Annotated in this window: 17 protein-coding genes; 16 read left to right on the forward strand and 1 reads right to left on the reverse strand. The window is 68.8% G+C overall.

From position 1 onward, the window contains the following. The first annotated feature begins 9 nt into the window (after nt 1-9). From ispG to map, 3 genes are all read left to right on the forward strand, one after another. Nucleotides 10-1,158 carry a flavodoxin-dependent (E)-4-hydroxy-3-methylbut-2-enyl-diphosphate synthase gene (gene ispG / locus ACRC20_RS06130; RefSeq protein WP_438685467.1) on the forward strand — a complete coding sequence of 383 codons (1,149 nt, stop codon included), beginning with the start codon at nt 10-12 and terminating at the stop codon, nt 1,156-1,158. 217 nt (nt 1,159-1,375) lie between these two features. Next, nucleotides 1,376-3,190, forward strand: coding sequence for a penicillin-binding transpeptidase domain-containing protein (locus ACRC20_RS06135; RefSeq protein WP_438685468.1), 1,815 nt, complete (start codon nt 1,376-1,378; stop codon nt 3,188-3,190). Nucleotides 3,191-3,270: 80 nt separating this feature from the next. Then, on the forward strand, nt 3,271-4,146 hold the full coding sequence (gene map, locus ACRC20_RS06140; RefSeq protein WP_438685469.1) for a type I methionyl aminopeptidase: 876 nt from the start codon (nt 3,271-3,273) through the stop codon (nt 4,144-4,146). Nucleotides 4,147-4,159: 13 nt separating this feature from the next. Here map and ACRC20_RS06145 read toward each other — a convergent pair whose 3' ends face one another. Continuing rightward, on the reverse strand, nt 4,160-5,041 hold the full coding sequence (locus ACRC20_RS06145; RefSeq protein WP_438685470.1) for a RecB family exonuclease: 882 nt from the start codon (nt 5,039-5,041) through the stop codon (nt 4,160-4,162). A gap of 91 nt (nt 5,042-5,132) precedes the next feature. On the opposite strand from ACRC20_RS06145, the gene ACRC20_RS06150 reads away from it, so the two are divergent. The 13 genes from ACRC20_RS06150 to gcvP all read left to right on the forward strand — a co-directional run bounded on the left by ACRC20_RS06150 (nt 5,133) and on the right by gcvP (nt 17,987). Next, nucleotides 5,133-5,483, forward strand: a complete 351-nt coding sequence (locus ACRC20_RS06150) for a hypothetical protein (protein ID WP_438685471.1) — start codon at nt 5,133-5,135, stop codon at nt 5,481-5,483. 106 nt (nt 5,484-5,589) lie between these two features. Further along, the gene (locus tag ACRC20_RS06155; protein WP_438685472.1) at nt 5,590-5,874 is read left to right on the forward strand and encodes a hypothetical protein; all 285 of its coding nucleotides are present in this window, start codon (nt 5,590-5,592) and stop codon (nt 5,872-5,874) included. A 27-nt stretch (nt 5,875-5,901) separates the two neighbouring features. Further along, nucleotides 5,902-6,171 (forward strand): hypothetical protein, encoded by a 270-nt coding sequence (locus ACRC20_RS06160; RefSeq protein WP_438685473.1) that lies wholly within the window; start codon nt 5,902-5,904, stop codon nt 6,169-6,171. 42 nt (nt 6,172-6,213) lie between these two features. After that, the gene (locus ACRC20_RS06165) at nt 6,214-7,128 is read left to right on the forward strand and encodes a tRNA (adenine-N1)-methyltransferase (RefSeq protein WP_438685474.1); all 915 of its coding nucleotides are present in this window, start codon (nt 6,214-6,216) and stop codon (nt 7,126-7,128) included. Between the two features lie 242 nt (nt 7,129-7,370). Beyond that, complete coding sequence (gene arc, locus ACRC20_RS06170) at nt 7,371-9,104, forward strand: proteasome ATPase (RefSeq protein WP_438685475.1); 1,734 nt, start codon at nt 7,371-7,373, stop codon at nt 9,102-9,104. 22 nt (nt 9,105-9,126) lie between these two features. Continuing rightward, nucleotides 9,127-9,585 (forward strand): OsmC family protein, encoded by a 459-nt coding sequence (locus ACRC20_RS06175; protein ID WP_438685476.1) that lies wholly within the window; start codon nt 9,127-9,129, stop codon nt 9,583-9,585. A gap of 56 nt (nt 9,586-9,641) precedes the next feature. Beyond that, nucleotides 9,642-11,927, forward strand: coding sequence for an accessory Sec system translocase SecA2 (gene secA2, locus ACRC20_RS06180; RefSeq protein ID WP_438685477.1), 2,286 nt, complete (start codon nt 9,642-9,644; stop codon nt 11,925-11,927). 53 nt (nt 11,928-11,980) lie between these two features. Further along, a complete protein-coding gene (locus ACRC20_RS06185; RefSeq protein WP_438685478.1) occupies nt 11,981-12,547 on the forward strand; it encodes a CDP-alcohol phosphatidyltransferase family protein in 567 nt (188 codons plus the stop codon). Continuing rightward, a complete protein-coding gene (gene gcvH, locus ACRC20_RS06190; protein ID WP_438685479.1) occupies nt 12,540-12,941 on the forward strand; it encodes a glycine cleavage system protein GcvH in 402 nt (133 codons plus the stop codon). The genes ACRC20_RS06185 and gcvH overlap by 8 nt, the downstream gene beginning before the upstream one ends. A 124-nt stretch (nt 12,942-13,065) precedes the next feature. Further along, entirely contained in the window at nt 13,066-13,548 is a 483-nt protein-coding gene (odhI, locus tag ACRC20_RS06195) for an oxoglutarate dehydrogenase inhibitor Odhl (protein WP_438685480.1), read from the forward strand. A gap of 126 nt (nt 13,549-13,674) precedes the next feature. Further along, nucleotides 13,675-14,205 (forward strand): bifunctional nuclease family protein, encoded by a 531-nt coding sequence (locus ACRC20_RS06200; protein WP_438685481.1) that lies wholly within the window; start codon nt 13,675-13,677, stop codon nt 14,203-14,205. Nucleotides 14,206-14,407: 202 nt separating this feature from the next. After that, nucleotides 14,408-15,052 (forward strand): MerR family transcriptional regulator, encoded by a 645-nt coding sequence (locus ACRC20_RS06205; protein ID WP_438685482.1) that lies wholly within the window; start codon nt 14,408-14,410, stop codon nt 15,050-15,052. A gap of 82 nt (nt 15,053-15,134) precedes the next feature. Further along, nucleotides 15,135-17,987, forward strand: coding sequence for an aminomethyl-transferring glycine dehydrogenase (gene gcvP / locus ACRC20_RS06210; protein WP_438685483.1), 2,853 nt, complete (start codon nt 15,135-15,137; stop codon nt 17,985-17,987). Nucleotides 17,988-18,011 lie beyond the last annotated feature (24 nt).

Genomic DNA, 18,011 nt, shown 5'->3' on the forward strand with positions numbered 1-18,011 from the left:
ACTGGTCGCATGACTTCCGTGCAACTCGGCATGCCCGCCCCGCCCGCGCAGGTGCTCGCCCCGCGCAGGCAGACCCGGCAGCTCAAGCTCGGCGCGGTCGGGGTGGGCAGCGGCTCCCCGGTGTCCGTGCAGTCGATGACCACGACCAAGACGCATGACGTGAACACGACCCTGCAGCAGATCGCAGAGCTCACCGCGGCGGGCTGCGACATCGTCCGGGTCGCCTGTCCGCGACAGGAGGACGCCGACGCGCTGTCCGCCATCGCGAAGAAGAGCCAGATCCCGGTGATCGCGGACATCCATTTCCAGCCGCGCTACATCTTCGCCGCCATCGACGCGGGCTGCGCCGGGGTGCGGGTGAACCCCGGCAACATCAAAGAATTCGACGGACGGGTGAAAGAGGTGGCCCAGGCCGCCGCGGCGGCGCATGTGCCGATCCGCATCGGGGTGAACGCGGGCTCCCTCGACCCCCGGTTGCTCGCCAAATACGGCAAGGCCACCCCGGAGGCGCTGGTGGAGTCGGCGCTGTGGGAGGCGGGCCTCTTTGCGGAGCACGGTTTTTTCGACCTCAAGATCTCGGTCAAGCACAACGACCCGGTGACCATGGTCCGCGCCTACGAGCTGCTGGCCGAGCAATGCGACTACCCCCTGCACCTCGGCGTGACCGAGGCGGGCCCGGCGTTCCAGGGGACCATCAAGTCCGCCGTGGCGTTCGGCGTGCTGCTCGGCAAGGGCATCGGCGACACCATCCGGGTCTCGCTCTCCGCGCCTCCGGTGGAGGAGGTGAAGGTCGGCCAGCAGATCCTGCAGTCCCTCGGCCTGAAGGAGCGCACCCTGGAGATCGTCTCCTGTCCGAGCTGCGGGCGCGCCCAGGTGGACGTGTACACGTTGGCGGAGCAGGTCACAGCGGGCCTGGAGGGGATCGAGATCCCGCTCAGGGTCGCGGTGATGGGCTGCGTGGTCAACGGTCCGGGCGAGGCGAGGGAGGCGGACCTCGGCGTCGCGTCCGGCAACGGCAGGGGACAGATTTTCGTCAAGGGCGAAGTCATCAAGACCGTGCCGGAGCACCTCATCGTCGAAACGCTCATCGAAGAGGCGCTGCGCATCGCCGAGGAATCCGCGCTCGGGCACGGCGCCCCTGAAGTCACTGTGAGCTAGTCCGCCGTCCAAATCGCGATCTGCCGCGTTGTCGGCTCCTCGTGTACACGGCTCGTTCCTCGCTTTTCCCCGTACTCCCCCGCAAGCGGGAGGTGCCCCCAGTCGTCGCCTGCCGCCTTGCATCCCATCGATTTGGAAGCCGGATGTCACAACAAGGTCACGCCGCCTCGGTGCGCCTTACCCGGCAAGTCTGGCAAAAGGCTTACCATCTGCGGTTATGCGGAGTTCTTGGTATCGAGTGGCGGCGCTTGCGCTGGCGACGCTCCTGCCGGTGGGCATGGCCGCCTGCACCCCGAAACCGGTCGGCCCGAATCCGGCGGCGCTGAAATTCCTCGGCCTGCTCGCGAAGCACCAGACGCGCGACGCGGCGGACCAGACCGACTTCCCGGACCGCGCCGCGCGCGCCATCGAGCAGATGTGGGACGGGCTCCAGGCGCAGGCGTTGACCACGAGGATCGGCGAAGCCGAGATCAGCGGCGACACCGCGCGGGTCGGCTACCACTACGAGTGGAGCCTGCCGAAGGGGCGGACGTGGGCCTACGACGGGAAGCTGCACCTCGGCAAGTTCCAGGGCGAGTGGCGGGTGCTGTGGACGAACACGGACATGCACCCCAAGCTCGGCGACACCCAACGGGTGGCGCTGCGCTCCACGCCGCCCCCGAGGGCTTCCGTCATCGACAGCGCGGGCTCGCCGCTCCTGGTGCCGGGTACGGTGACCCGTATCCTCTTCACCCCCAGAGACGTGCGTCTGCCGGACACTGTCACCTCGGTCGCCCGCCGTATTGTCGACGCTCTCGGGGATCTCGCGCCGCCGGGCCTGACCGGCCAAGCCCTCGCCGAGCAGGCGACCGCTGCGGGCAAAGGGGCGTACGGCGTCGCCTTGCTCCCGAACGACAAGGCGAAACCGGTCCTCGACAAGATCGGCGGCATCACCGGGGTGGGCTTCAACCAGCAGTACGACCTCGTGCCCACCGATGCGAATTTCGCGCCCCAACTGGTCGGCCAAGTGAAGAAGCAAGCGCTGGACGAGGTGGACGGCAAGGCGGGCTGGCGCGTGGTCACGGTGAGCGCGGAGGGCGTGGAGTTCGACGTGCTGCACGAGACGGCGCCGCAGCCGTCGCCCGCGATCACCCTGAGCGTGGACCGGCGGATGCAGGAGGCGGCGCAGCACGCCGTCGACAGCCGGGGCCTTGAGACCATGATGGTGGTGATCCAGCCGTCCACCGGGCACATCCTCGCCGTCGCGCAGAACCACGCCGCAGACGGCCTTGGCATGCTCGCGACCGAGGGGCAGTACCCGCCTGGCTCCACTTTCAAGATCATCACTGCGAGCGCCGCGATGCAGCAGGGCGTCGCGACCCCGGAGTCGTACGTCGGCTGCCCGGGCCGGGTGGACATCGGCCAGCGCAGCGTCCCGAACGAGAACGAGTTCAGCCTCGGCACGGTGCCGATGCGCACGGCGTTCGCGCACTCCTGCAACACCACGTTCGCGAAGCTCGCGAGCGAGATGGCTCCGGACGCGCTGACGAGGGCGGCGGCCTCCCTCGGGCTCGGTGAGGACTACCGGATCCCAGGCCTGACGACGGTCTCGGGATCGGTGCCGCAGGCGGACGACCTCACCGTTCGCACCGAAGACGGCTTCGGGCAGGGCATGGTGACGGTCAGCCCCTTCGGGATGGCGGTCGTGGCCGCGACCGTCGCGCACGGATCGCCGGTGACCCCTGTGTTCCGGCTCGACTCCCAGACCCAAGTCTCCGGGGAGCGCCCCGAGCTGAGCCCGAGCATCGTCGACGGGCTTCGGCCCATGATGCGCCAGGTGGTCACGGCGGGCACTGCGACGCACATCGCCGACTGCGGAGAGGTGTATGGGAAGACCGGCGAGGCCGAGATCGACGGCGGGTCGCACGCGTGGTTCGTCGGGTACCGGGGGGATCTCGCATTCGCGACGCTCGTCGTCCGGGGCGGCAGCTCGGAATCGGCCGTCGCGGTGACGAAGCTGTTCCTCAAGAGCGTCCCCGACGGCAACCTGTAGCGCCCGTCGAGCCGGAGAGCGGCGGGCCGGTCCGCGCGCAGTCTTCGCCAGGCGGCGAAGGCTGAGTACACTGAAATGCTATGACGACCGCTACTCGCAAACCGCTCCGGCCCGGCAAGCCGAGTCCGATCTTGACCGTTCCGGACGCCATCGTGAAACCGGAGTACGTGTGGAAGCCCACCGCGAAGGAAGGCAGCGAGCCCTGGGTCCAGACCGAGGAGACGATCGCCGCCGTGCGGGTCGCCTCGAAGATCGCCGCAGGCGCTCTCGCGGCAGCGGGCGCGGCGGTGCGCCCCGGGATCCGCACCGACGAGCTGGACCGGATCGCCCACGACTACATGGTGGACCACGGCGCCTACCCGTCGACCTTGGGCTATAAAAGCTTCCCCAAGTCCAGCTGCGTGTCCCTCAACGAGGTGATCTGCCACGGCATCCCCGACTCGACAGTGGTCGAGGACGGCGACATCGTGAACATCGACGTGACCGCGTATATCGACGGCGCGCACGGCGACACCTGCGCGACATTCCTCGCGGGCGAGGTCTCGGACGAGGCCCGCCAACTGGTGGACGTGGCGCGCGAGGCCCGCGACCGGGGGATCAGGGCGGTCAAACCCGGCAGGGAGCTCAACGTGGTCGGCCGGGTCATCGAGGCGTACGCGTCGCGGTTCGGCTACAACACGGTCCGGGATTTCACCGGCCACGGCATCGGGACGACCTTCCACAACGGGCTGTCCGTGCTGCACTACGACGCGCCGCACGTCACAACGGTCATCGAGCCCGGCATGGTCTTCACCGTCGAGCCGATGATCAACGCGGGCGCCCTCGACTACGAGATCTGGCCGGACCGTTGGACCGTGGTGACCAAGGACAAGAAATGGTCCGCCCAGTTCGAGCACACGGTGCTTGTGACCAAGGACGGCGTGGAAGTCCTGACGGAGATGCCGCTGGCCCCCTGACGGCGATCTGCCGTCACTCCGCTAGGAGTTCGAGGACAAGGGCCTCGTCGTCCACGTCGTCGGGCCACCCGGGGTACTCCGGCGGCGTGTTGCCGAACGCCGGGCAGCGGCTTTGGTGCTCGCACCACTTGCACAACGGCCCGGGATTGGCGCGGAAGTCGCCGGTCCGCCCGGCGGCCTGGATCGCCCGCCAGATGGCGACGAGGGTGCGGCTGAACCGTTCGAGCTCGTCGGGGTCGGGCTCGTAGGTGAGCGTGTCCCCGGACCCCAGGTACATCAGGCGCAGCTCGCTCGGCACGATGTCGCGCAGCTTCCACAGCGCCAAGGCGTAGAACTTCATCTGGAACAGCGCCTTGGCCTCGTAGAGGTCTCCGGGGGCGCGGCCGGTCTTGTAGTCCACCACGCGGAGCGCGCCGTCGGCGAGCTCGTCCACCCGGTCGACGAACCCGCGCAGGGGCACGTCCGGCGCCAAGTCGACCTCCACCCGCAGCTCGCACGCGCTCGGCGTGACCCCGGCAGGGTCCTCCAGGGCGAAGTAGCCCGCGAGCAGTGTCTTGGACTGCTCGAACAGTTGGGCCAGCCCGCGCTCGTCCAGGTCGAGCCTGCTGTCCTCGGGCATCTCGCCCGAGACCCGCTCCCACGATGGCGCGACGAGCCCGTGCGCGGCCTCCAAGGTCCGCGATTCGGCGGGCAGCGCGAGGAGCTCTTCGAGCGCGGCGTGCACGAGCGTCCCCCGGACCATCGCGAGGGTCGGCGGCTGGGGGATGCGGTCGATGGCGCGCAAACGGTACAGGAGCGGGCACTGGCGGAAATCGCTCGCCCGCGAGGGGGAGAGCGCCAGTCGTCTGCCCGGCGGGCGGCTGTCGGACGCGGGCGGGACAGCGGGTTTCGTCATAGCTTGAGCCTAGCGAGGCGGTCTGACAGGCACAGGCCGAGCGTCCGGTTCCGATGGAACCGAGGGAGGGCCGGGCGCGTCTAAAGAAACCGTGCGGAGAGAAACGGCGGCGCGGAGAACGATGGGCGGGGCGCTCGGCCCGGTGGCGGCTGTCGTCGTGGCCGCGTTGTTGGCAGGCGTCCCGTCGGCGGCCGCCGACCCTGGCAAGGCGCCGGAGGCCAAAGACTTCTGGACCGTCAAGGCCGGGTCGTACAAGGTCCTTCCGGACGGACGCCTGGACGGGCGGGACGGCAGCGTCAAAGGCTATGGCAAGTCGATCGGGGCCGCGCTGGAGATGGCGAAGAGGCGGGCGGCGGGCAAACACGAGGCCGTCGGGCCGCCGTTTCAGACTTTTGGCCCGATGACCTGGGACAAAGCGATGAACAAGGCTGGCCTGCTCTAACTTCCGGTACTCGCTGTCTCGCTTTTTTCGTGACCATACGGTAATGTTCCCCAATGCCACAAGGGGGTGGGCTCGGGAAGAAATTGTTCATTGGAGGATTCTCAGGATGAGAGCTGTTCGTGGTCTTGGCGCGGTCGCCGCAATCGCAGGAGTGACGGTGGGACTGGGGTTGACCAGCCAAATGCTGGCCGAAGCCGATCCTGGCGAGGAGGGCTTCCATGTGCAATGCGACGTGTACGCGCAGGGCTTCGGCCCGATGAGCATGCCCCAGTACGCGGGCACGGTCGACGGCTTCGGCGAGAACGAGGGCGCGGCGCGCGACGACGCGGAGCGCAAGAAGTGGGGGCCCTACGGCAATATGCCGAACCTGCAGAACTGCCGCCCCGCCTGATCCCCCCGGACTGGCTAGCATGGAGCCGTGCGGATTTTCTGGACGGTTGCGGCCTGGACGGTTGCGGCGCTCGCGCTCGCGTTGTGTCCTGCGGCTCAGGCCGACCGGCTTTTCGGCCAGCTCGTCCTCCGGTGCGAGGTCTGGGGCGACGGCGGGCCGGACGGAGTCCATCTGAGGGGATACGCCCAGGGGCTGGGCGGCTCGCGTGAGGAGGCCCAGGCCGACGCGGAGCGCGATATGCGCTCGGCATACGGGTTCGGCCCTCGCCTCGGGCACTGCGCGGTCGCGTTCGGATGACGCACGAGACCGCAAAGGGCGCGGGTGCGGGCGCGGCGTGCCATGATGGGCGCCGTGGATCAAGATCAACAAGATCAAACTGACAAACCTTCCGGCCCGTTCCGCGAGGGCGAGCGCGTGCAGCTCACCGATGCGAAGGCGCGCAAGTACACGGTGGTCTTGCAAGCGGGCAAGACCTACCACACCCATCGTGGGGCCATTGCCTTCGACGATCTCATCGGCAAGCCGGAGGGGAGCGTCGTCGTCGCGGCCTCCGGGGCCGAGTACCTGGCTTTTCGTCCGCTGCTCGCGGACTACGTGCTCGCCATGCCGCGCGGCGCGGCGGTCGTCTACCCGAAGGACTCGGGCCAGATCGTCATGGAGGGCGATATCTTCCCGGGGGCGAGGGTGCTCGAGGCCGGGGTCGGCTCGGGGGCGCTCACCTGCTCGTTGCTCCGCGCGGTCGGGCCGACGGGCGAGGTGATCTCGTACGAGATCCGGGAGGACCACGCGCAATTCGCCGTGGCGAACGTGGAGCGGTTCTTCGGCGAGCGCCCGGCGAACTGGAGCTTGACGGTCGCCGACCTTCGCGAGTTCGACGCCCTGGCCCTCGGCACGGTGGACCGGGTGGTGCTCGACATGCTTGCCGCTTGGGAGACGCTCGACGTGGTCTCCAAGGCGATCGTCCCCGGCGGCGTGCTCGTGGTGTACGTGGCGACCACCACGCAGATCTCCAGCGTGGCCGAGGCGCTGCGCGAGCAAGGGCAGTGGACCGAGCCGAGGATTTGGGAGAGCCTGGTCCGCGAATGGCAGGCCGTCGGGCTCGCGGTGCGCCCTTCGCACCAAATGCGCGGGCACACCGGGTTTTTGATCAGCGCGCGGCGTTTGGCGGACGGCGTGACGGCTCCGAAGCCGCACCGCAGGGGCCGTCAGCCGAGCGCGGCCGAGCCCGAGGCCGCCGAGCCCGAGGAGGGGTAGCGGAGCGGCGTCCCCGCAGGCCGGATCACGTGGGCCGACGCCCGGCCCGCCCATGCCGGGCGCGACGCGAAAACCGTGTGTTCACTTTTGCGCAGGCGCACGGCTTCGTCGTGTCAATATGATGACTACCACATGGAAAGATTGAGTGGGCGCGCACTCCGCTCCGACGCCGGACACGATTCCCCGGTACGGTGGTGGGACAAGCGCCACAGAGCGACACGCCTGACAAGGGAGTGGTGAAGATGAGCACCTCGGATCGCACGGACTACGACCCCTTCGAGGAGGCGGGCGCGCGCGGCGAACGGCACGGACAGTCGGACACGAGCGATCCGGCGGAGCTCCGGGAAAGACTCGACTCGCTGGCCAAGCGCAACGCGAAGCTGCTCGACACGTTGCGGGACGCGCGGGCGCAGCTGGTCACCCTGCGCGAAGAAGTGGACCGGCTCGGCCAGCCTCCCGGCGGCTACGGGGTCCTGCTCGGGGTCAACGACGACAAGACCCTCGACGTGTTCACGTCGGGGCGCAAGATGCGCCTGGGGGTTTCGCCGAACGTCGACCCGGTGCTTCTGCGCAAAGGCCAGACCGTCCGCCTGAACGAGGCGCTCACCGTGGTGGGCGCGGAGCTCTTCGAGGCGGTCGGCGAGATCTCCACCCTGCGCGAAGTGCTTGAGGACGGGCATCGCGCGCTCGTGGTCGGCCACGCCGACGAGGAGCGCGTCGTCTGGCTCGCGGACCCGCTCATCAACAAGGACGATGACGACGACGAGACGGGCGCCTTCCGCCAGCTGCGTCCCGGCGACTCGTTGCTGGTGGACACCAAGGCCGGGTACGCCTTCGAGCGCATTCCCAAGGCCGAGGTCGAAGACCTCGTGCTCGAAGAGGTGCCGGACGTCCAGTACGAGGACATCGGCGGGCTCACCCGGCAGATCGAGCAGATCCGCGACGCGGTGGAACTGCCGTTCTTGCACCGCGACCTGTTCAAGGAGTACTCGTTGCGGCCCCCGAAGGGCGTGCTGCTCTACGGCCCGCCGGGTTGCGGCAAGACGCTCATCGCCAAGGCCGTGGCGAACTCGCTCGCCAAGAAGATCGCCGAAGCGCGGGGGGAGGACTCGCGCGAGGCGAAGTCGTTCTTCCTGAACATCAAGGGCCCGGAGCTCTTGAACAAGTTCGTCGGCGAGACCGAGCGCCACATCCGGCTCATCTTCCAGCGGGCGCGGGAGAAAGCCTCCGAGGGCACCCCGGTGATCGTCTTCTTCGACGAGATGGACTCGATCTTCCGCACCCGGGGCTCCGGAGTCTCCTCCGACGTGGAGACCACGGTCGTCCCCCAGCTGCTCGCCGAGATCGACGGCGTGGAGGGCCTGGAGAACGTGATCGTCATCGGAGCCTCCAACCGCGAGGACATGATCGATCCCGCGATCCTGCGCCCCGGCCGCCTCGACGTGAAGATCAAGATCGAGCGGCCCGACGCCGAGGCCGCCGTGGACGTGTTCTCGAAGTACCTGGTGCCGGAGCTGCCGCTCAACGCCGAGGACCTCGCGGAGTTCGGCGGCGACCGGGCCGCGTGCGTCGGCGGGATGATCAGCCGGGTCGTGGAGCGGATGTACGCGCAGAACGAGGACAACCGGTTCCTCGAGGTCACCTACGCCAACGGCGACAAAGAGATCATGTACTTCAAGGACTTCAACTCGGGCGCGATGATCCAGAACGTCGTGGACCGGGCGAAGAAGTCCGCGATCAAGTCGGTGTTGGAGACCGGGAAGCACGGCCTGTCCATCCAGCACCTCTTCGACGCGATCGTGCACGAGTTCGCGGAGAACGAGGACCTGCCGAACACCACGAACCCGGACGACTGGGCGCGGATCTCCGGCAAGAAGGGCGAGCGGATCGTCTACATCCGGACGCTCATCTCGAACAAGCAGGGCACTTCCGGCCGGGCCATCGACACCGAGAACAACACCGGCCAGTACCTCTGAGCGCGGTCTGTAGGCTGGTGCCATGACGACGCACCAGTTCCAGACGAAGGTCGAGTGGAGCGGCTCGACGGCGGGCGGCTACGAGGAGTACACGAGGGCCCACACGGCGGCCAACCCGCCCGCGAAGGCCGAGCTGCGGCTCAGCTCGGCGCCGGAGTACGTCGGCGAAGCCGACTTGCTCAACCCGGAGCAGCTGCTGGTGACAGCCGCGAGCTCCTGCCACATGCTGTCCTTCCTCGCGCTCGCGAACCGCAAGAAGATCGACGTCCGGTCGTACGCGGACGACGCGCTCGGGGAGATGCCGTCGGACGTGAAGCCGGTGCGGATCAGCCGGATCACGCTGCGCCCGGTCATCACGGTGGCGCCGGGCACGGACCACGCGCTGGTGGTCGAGCTCGCGCACAAGGCGCACGACATCTGTTTCATCGCGAACTCGATCAACTCCGAAGTCGTTGTCGAGCCGAAGGTGCTGGAGGGGTAGACGGGGGTCCTCGCACGCCCAGGATGCTCCCAGCCGACAGGCGGTAGTGTGTCGGCATGAGCAAACTGGGAACGAGCCTCTGGAAGGCGTTGTCCTGGCAGTCCGGCCGGGAACAGGGCCGCTCCGCCAACGCCGCGAAGGCAGCGGAGGAGCACGAGGAATGGGCGGCGGGGCTCTCTGACGAGGATATCGCCAAGGAGGCCGCCGAGCTGGACGTGTTCGGCTCGTCCGGGGACCAGCACCGTTTCCTCGCGCTTGCCCGCGAGGCCGCGGACCGCTCGGTGGGGCTGCGGCCGTACGACGTCCAGCTCCAGGCCGTGCTGCGCCTCTTGGCGGGCGATGTGATCGAGATGGCGACCGGCGAGGGGAAGACCCTGGTCGGGGCCATCGCGGCGGCAGGCTACGCGCTCGCGGGCAGGCAGGCGCATGTGATCTCGGTCAACGACTACCTGGCCCGCCGCGACGCGGAATGGATGGGGCCGCTGCTCGAACTGCTCGGCGTCGACTACGGCTGGCTCGACGAGGACACGGCTCCGGAAGAGCGCAGGGCCGTGTACGCGAAGCCCGTGGTGTTCGCGTCGGTCAACGAGATCGGCTTCGACGTGCTGCGCGACCGCCTCGCGTACGAGGCGGACGAGCTCATCGCGCCGACGCCCGACGTCGCCATCGTGGACGAGGTGGACTCGGTGCTCGTGGACGAGGCGCTGGTGCCGCTGATCCTCGCGGGCGCGACAAGCGGCGAGCGCCCGTCCGACGAGGTCATGTCGGCGGTGGACGGCCTGCAGCCGGGGACGCATTACAGCGTGGACTCCGACGAGCGCAACGTCTTCCTCACCGAACAGGGCGCGGCTCGGGTGGAGGAGCGCCTCGGCGTCGACCTCTACGACGTGGAGCACGTCGGCACGACCCTGGTGCAGGTGAACCTCGCCCTGCACGCCAAGGTGCTCTTGAGGCGGGACGTCCACTACATCGTGCGCGACGGCAAGGTGGAGCTGGTGAACGCCTCTCGGGGGCGGGTGGCGAAGCTGCAACGCTGGCCGGACGGCCTCCAGGCCGCCGTCGAGGCGAAAGAGGGACTGGAGCGCACCGACGCGGGCGAGGTCATCGACACGATCACCGTGCAGGCGCTGATCCGCAAGTACGCGACGGTGAGCGGCATGACCGGCACCGCGCTCGCGGCGGGGGAGCAGTTCCGGCAGTTCTACGACCTGCGGATCTCGCAGATCCCGCCGAACACCCAGAACATCCGCGAGGACGAGCCGGTCCGGGTGTACGACACCGGGGCGCACAAGGTCGCCGGGATCGTGGAGCTGGTCCGCGAGGCCCACGAGTCGGGCCAGCCGGTGCTCATCGGCACCAATGACGTCAAGGCTTCCGAGGACCTCGCCGCCCGGCTGGGGAAGGCCGGGATCGAGCCGGTGGTGCTCAACGCGAAAAACGACGCCCAAGAGGCCTCGATCATCGCCGAAGCTGGCGCGAAGGGCGCGGTGACCGTGTCCACGCAGATGGCGGGCCGTGGCGTGGACATCCGCCTCGGCGGTTCGGAGGAGACGGGCTACGAAGAGGTCAAGGAGCTCGGCGGGCTCCTCGTCATCGGCACGGAGCGGCACTCCACCGAGCGGTTGGACTTCCAGCTGCGGGGCCGCGCGGGCCGCCAGGGCGACCCCGGGCGGTCGGTGTTCTTCTCCAGCCTCGAAGACCCGGTGGTGACGCGCAACGTCGGGCCGCCGAAAAACCCGTTCCCCCCCGACGAGGACGGCCGGCTGCGCCAGGCGAAGGCCTTGGAGCTGGTCGAGCACGCGCAGCGGGTGGCGGAGTCGGCGATGCTGCAGGTGCACGCCAGCACATGGCAGTACAACCAGTTGGTCGACGTGCAGCGCGATATCGTCAACGAGCGCAGGCTCGAGCTCTTGACGACCGAGCGGGCCTGGGAGGAGCTCTCGGCGGCGGACGAGAAACGCGTGGCGGAGCTGGTCGATGCGGGCGTCTCGGAGGCTGCGCTCGTGACAGCGGCCCGGCACATCATGCTGCACCACCTCGACCGGTGCTGGGTCGAGCATTTGGCCTTCCTTGCGGACCTGCGCGAGAGCATCCATTTGCGGGCGCTCGGCAGGCTCAACCCGCTCGACGAGTTCCACCGCAGCGCGGTGGACGCGTTCAAACGCCTTGCCGAGGACGCTGTGGAGCGCGCCGAGCGGAGCTTCGCGACCGTCCCGATCACCGAGGACGGAGTCGACCTGCAGGCCGCAGGGCTCAAGCGCTCGCACTCCACCTGGACGTACATGGTGCACGACAATCCGCTCACTGGCGACGGGCAACTGCTCCAGTCGCTCTTCGGCTGATCGGGGGAGCCGTGGGCGATCAGCAGGGCGAGCTGAGCTCAAGGGTACTCACCGTGCCGAACGCGCTCAGCTTGCTGCGCCTCGCGGGCGTGCCCGTGCTGTGGTGGGCGCTCGCGGAGCACCGGGACTGGCTGGCGCTGATCGTGCTCATCGCGAGCGGAATCACCGATTGGGCGGACGGCAAGCTCGCCCGGCTGCTCGACCAGTCGTCGAAGTTGGGCGCCCTGCTCGACCCCGCCGTCGACCGTCTGTATCTGGTGGTCGTGGCCGTCGGCTTCGCCGCGCGCGGCGTCGTGCCGTGGCAGATCATCGCGGCGCTCGTCGCGCGGGATGTGTCCCTCACCATTTCCGCCGCATTGCTCAGTCGAGCGGGCTGGCGCCCGCTTGAGGTCCTCTACCTGGGGAAAGCGGCCACTTTCGCGTTGATGTCGGCATTCCCGGTGCTGCTTTTGGGGCAGCTCGACTCGCCGGTGCGGGTGCTGGCTTGGGCGCTCGGCTGGGCACTACTAGGCTGGGGTGGCGCGATGTATTTCTGGACCGCCGTCTTGTACTGGTGGCAAACTGTGGTCACATTGCGCATGACGAACACATTGAAGGAAAGGGATCGCCAACGTGACTGAGCACAGCATTCCGGCAGATTTGCACTACGCGACGGACCACGAGTGGGTCCAGGAGCTCGGCGCGCAGGTCGTGCGGATCGGCATCACGGATTTCGCGCAGTCGCAGCTCGGCGATCTCGTGTACGTGAAGCTGCCAGAGGTCGGGTCGCAGGTCTCGGCTTCCGATCCGCTCGCCGAGGTGGAGTCCACGAAGAGCGTCTCCGATGTCTTCACGCCCGTGAGCGGCACTGTGACCAAGGTCAACGAAGCGCTTGAGGGCGCTCCGGAGCTGGTGAACGCCGAACCGTACGGAAGCGGCTGGTTGGTGGAGATCACCGCCTCGGACGAGGCCGCTCTGGCGGACGAGCTCGGCGGCCTTCTCGACGTGGAAGGCTACCGCGCGATCACGGGTTGATGTCGGGGCGCTGCATTGCCGCGATCATCGGACTGGAATACTGTAGGCATGCTCGACATGGCGAGCGCGACGCATCGGGCCCTCGGCTGAGGGCAGGCGGTGTGTGAGTGACGAAGGAGCTATGGTGACCGATTACAACAGACCAGAGCAGGGCGCACAGGCCTCGGACGAGGGCCAGGATTTCGCGTCGCGCACCGAGGTGCCGGTCGAAACCACGTCTTTGTTCCGCTCAGATCTGATCGGCGAGGTCGAGTCCGGAGCCACCACGCCCTCCACCGAGTTGTCGATCCCCGGCGTCGAGGGCCTGCCTGCGGGCGCCGCGCTGCTGGTCGTCAAGCGCGGCCCCAACGCGGGCTCCCGCTTCCTCCTCGACCAAGTCACCACGTCGGCGGGCAGGCATCCCGACAGCGACATCTTCCTCGACGACGTGACCGTGTCCCGTCGCCACGCGGAGTTCCGCCGGGCCGAGAACGGTTTCTCGGTCGTGGACGTCGGCAGCCTCAACGGCACGTACGTGAACCGCGAGCCGGTCGACTCGGCGCTCTTGTCCAACGGCGACGAGGTGCAGATCGGGAAGTTCCGGCTGGTCTTCGTCACCGGCGCCTAGCTCACGGGGTTCGTCTGGCGATCTCCTGCGAATCCGCCGGAATCTCTGAGCGAGTGTCGGCGGTTTCGCCTAGACTAGGGAGACGGACCATAAAGTGGCCCGCCACGAATGCGGAGGTTGGCAGCGATGAGCAAAATGCGGGTGGTGGGCATCCGGGTTGAGCAGCCGCAGAACGAGCCCGTGTTGTTCCTGAGGGAAGCGACGGGCGAGCGTTACCTGCCGATTTGGATCGGGCAGGCCGAGGCGGCTGCGATTGTCATCCATCAGCGGGGGACTCCGGTGACCCGCCCGTTGACGCACGATTTGTTGCGCGAAGTGATTGTCGCGCTCGGGCACGAGCTGCGCGAGGTGCGGATCACCGATCTGCAGGAGGGGACGTTCTTCGCCGACCTCGTCTTCTCGGACGGCAAGCAGGTCTCGGCGCGTCCGTCGGACTCGATCGCCCTCGCCATCCGTGCCGGGGTGCCCATCTACGCGGAGGAGAAAGTCCTCGCCGAGGCGGGGCTCTTTCTCTCCGAGGAGGAAGTGGAAGTGGTCGAAGGGGCGAGCGCGGAAGCAGAAGCAGACGTGGAGATCCCGGAGGAGGAGCTGGCCAAGTTCAAGGAGTTCCTCGACTCGGTGAGCCCGAGGGACTTCACCTCCCCCGAGGGAGAATGACCATGGGGAATCTCCGGGGCAGCCGGGCGGGACGGCGTGTCGCGGCAAGAGGCCCGGCGATTCTAAGAAGAAACTGTGAAATCACAGCGTTGTCACATGTTGATGCGGCGCTTGCGCCCCGCGCGCGGGCTGACAGCCCTTGGCTCCGCGCAGCCGTAACCTCGACGGGGCAAGCAAGACGCACGATGGGAGATCATCGCCGGTGAACGATCGGGTGAAGTTGGGTTCGACGAAGAACGACGAGTCCGCCACGCATGGGAAGGACTCCCAGGCTGGCGAGGAGCAGGGGCTGTTCCCCTTGGAGTCGCTCGGCGCTGGCGAGCAGGCGGCCCAGGACGAAGAGGTGGACGTCGAGCTCCTCGGCTACCGCGCCCCGGTGGCGAGCGAGGTCGCGGGCATCACGTACCGCCAGCTCGACTACTGGGCCCGCACGGGGATCGTCGTCCCCTCGGTGCGCGGCGCGGTGGGCTCGGGCAGCCAGCGGCTGTACTCCTTCAAAGACATCTTGGTCCTCAAGATCGTCAAGCGGCTCCTGGACACCGGGGTCTCGCTGCAGAACGTCCGCCTCGCGGTCGACCATCTGCACCAGCGCGGCGTCAAGGAGCTCTCGGACGTCACGCTCTTCTCCGACGGCGTCGGCGTGTACGAGTGCACCTCCGGCGAAGAGGTGGTCGACCTCCTGCGCGGCGGCCAGGGCGTGTTCGGCATCGCGGTGGGCGGGGCCATGCGCGAGCTGTCCGGCGCAGTGATCGGCATGCAGTCGTTCCGCGTCGACTTGGACGAGCCCGAGCCGAGCGTCGACGACGAGCTTTCCGCGCGGCGGAAGAACAAGACGCGCGTCAGCTGATCGCCCGAAAGCTCGGCGAGCATGGGATTTGCGTCGACGCGCTAAACTAAGGAGTCTCTTCCCCCTACCTTTGGAGGCTTCCTTGAGCGCTGCGACTGAGCGTGTGTTCGCCGACCGTCATATCGGGCCGAACGAGGCAGAACTGGCGAAGATGCTCACCGAGCTCGGTGTGGAAAGCCTTGAGGCGCTCGCGGGCAAGGCTGTGCCGGGCTCCATCCTCGACGCCGCCCCCGGCTACGGGCTCGACCCGGCTGCCGCGTTCAAGTTCCCCTGGGGCCAGGCGGAGCACGAGGTGCTGGAGCAGCTCACGAAGCTCGCCTCGGAGAACACCGTCGCGGTCTCGATGATCGGCCTCGGCTACTACGACACCGTCACGCCGCCCGTCCTGCGCCGCTCGCTGGTCGAGAACCCCGCCTGGTACACGGCGTACACCCCGTACCAGCCGGAGATCAGCCAAGGGCGGCTCGAGGCGCTGCTCAACTTCCAGACCATGGTCAGCGATCTGTCCGGGCAGGAGATCGCGAACGCGTCCATGCTGGACGAGGCGACCGCCGCGGCCGAGGCGATGACCCTCCTGCGGCGGGCGAGCAAGAGCAAGTCCGACCGCCTCGTCGTGGACGCGGACCTGTACCCGCAGACCCGCGCCGTGCTGGAGACCCGCGCGGAGCCGCTGGGGATCGAGTTGGTCGAGGCCGACCTGGGCGCGGGCGAGGAGGGCCTGCCGCCCGGCGACTTCTTCGGCGTGATCCTCCAGCAGTTCGGCGCGAGCGGGAAGCAGCTGCCGGTGCAAGAGGTCGTCGCCGCTGCCCACGGGCGCGAGGCGCTGGTGGCGGTCGGGACCGACCTCTTGGCGGCCACGCTCGTCACCCCGCCGGGCGAGCTCGGGGCCGAGGCCTGTTACGGCTCGGCCCAGCGCTTCGGCGTGCCGCTCGGGTACGGGGGGCCGCACGCCGGATTCCTCGCCACGAAACAAGCGCACGCGAGGCAGCTTCCCGGCCGTCTGGTCGGGGTCTCCGTGGACGCCGACGGCCACCCCGCCTACCGGCTCGCGCTGCAGACCCGGGAGCAGCACATCCGCCGGGAGAAGGCGACCAGCAACATCTGCACCGCGCAGGTGCTCCTCGCGGTGCTCGCGGCCATGTACGCGAGCTACCACGGCCCGGACGGGCTGCGCGCCATCGCGCGGCGGACGCACGAGCGCGCCGAGGCGATCGCCTCGGGGCTCGGCGGAGCCCTCGTGCACGAGCGGTTCTTCGACACCGTCCTGGCCCAGGTGCCGGGGCGGGCGAGCTCCGTGGTCGCCGTCGCGAAGCTCAGCGGGATCAACCTGCGCCTCGTGGACCGGGACCATGTGTCGGTGTCCTGCGACGAGACGACCACCGAGGCGCATGTCGCGGCGGTGCTCGCGGCGTTCGGGGCCGCGCGGACGCAGCCGCGCCCCGTGGAGATCGCGGACCGCGCCTCCCCGTACCTCACGCACCCCTCGTTCAACCGCTACCACAGCGAGACGGCGATGCTCCGCTACCTGCGCGAGCTCTCCGACAAGGACATCGCGCTCGACCGGTCGATGATCCCGCTCGGCTCGTGCACGATGAAGCTCAACGCCGCCGCCGAGATGGAGCCGATCAGCTACGCGGGGTTCGCGCGCATCCACCCCTTCGCCCCCGACTCCGACACCGTCGGCTACCGCAAGATGATCAAGGGGCTGGAGGCGGAGCTCGCGTTCATCACCGGGTACCACAGCGTGAGCCTGCAGCCGAACGCGGGCAGCCAGGGCGAGCTCGCGGGCCTGCTCGCGATCCGCGCGTACCACCACAGCCGGGACGAGGCGCACCGCGACGTGTGCCTGATCCCGTCCAGCGCGCACGGCACCAACGCCGCCTCGGCCGTGATGGCGGGCATGCGCGTCGTGGTGGTGGCCTGCCGCGAGAACGGCGACGTCGACCTCGACGACCTCAAGGCCAAGCTTGAGGCGCACGGCGAGAAGCTCGCGGCCATCATGATCACCTACCCCTCCACGCACGGCGTGTACGAGGTCGAGGTCAAGGAGCTGTGCGGCCTCGTGCACGACGCGGGCGGCCAGGTGTACATCGACGGCGCGAACCTCAACGCGCTCGTCGGCCTCGCCCGGCCCGGCCACTTCGGCGGCGACGTGAGCCACCTGAACCTGCACAAGACCTTCTGCATCCCGCACGGCGGCGGCGGCCCCGGCGTCGGCCCGGTCGCGGTGGGCGAGCACCTGGCGCCGTTCCTGCCGGGCCATCCGCTGCGCGGCGGGCTGGGCGACAGCGGCCCCGTCTCCGCCGCGCCGTTCGGCTCCGCGTCGATCCTGCCGATCAGCTGGGCGTACATCCAGCTCATGGGGTTCGAGGGGCTGCGGCGGGCGACCTTGACGGCCATCGCGTCGGCGAACTACCTCGCGCGCAAGCTCGACCAGCACTTCCCGGTGCTGTTCACCGGCGCGAACGGCCTGGTCGCGCACGAGTGCATCCTCGACCTGCGCCAGATCACCAAGGAGACCGGGGTCACCGCCGAGGACGTGGCCAAGCGGCTCGCCGACTACGGCTTCCACGCCCCGACGCTCTCCTTCCCCGTGTCGGGGACGCTCATGGTCGAGCCGACCGAGAGCGAGAGCCTGGAAGAGCTGGACGCCTTCGTCGCCGCGATGGTCGCGATCAAGGGCGAGATCGACCAGGTGGCAGGCGGCGTGTGGTCGGCGGAGGAGAGCCCGCTGCGCGGGGCTCCGCACACCGCCCGCGCGGTCACGTCGGACTCGTGGGAGCGCAAGTACTCGCGCGAGGTCGCGGCGTACCCGAAGGTGGCCTCCGCGTACCCGAGGCCGAAGGTCTGGCCGGGCGCTGCCCGCATCGACGGCGTCGCGGGCGACCGCAACCTCGTGTGCAGCTGCCCGCCCATCGAGGCCTACGCGGAGTAGATCCGGGGTCCGCGCGGCGGCCGG

It is taken from the genome of Segniliparus sp. (assembly GCF_051660745.1).
In the GTDB taxonomy this organism is placed as follows: Bacteria; Actinomycetota; Actinomycetes; order Mycobacteriales; family Mycobacteriaceae; genus Segniliparus.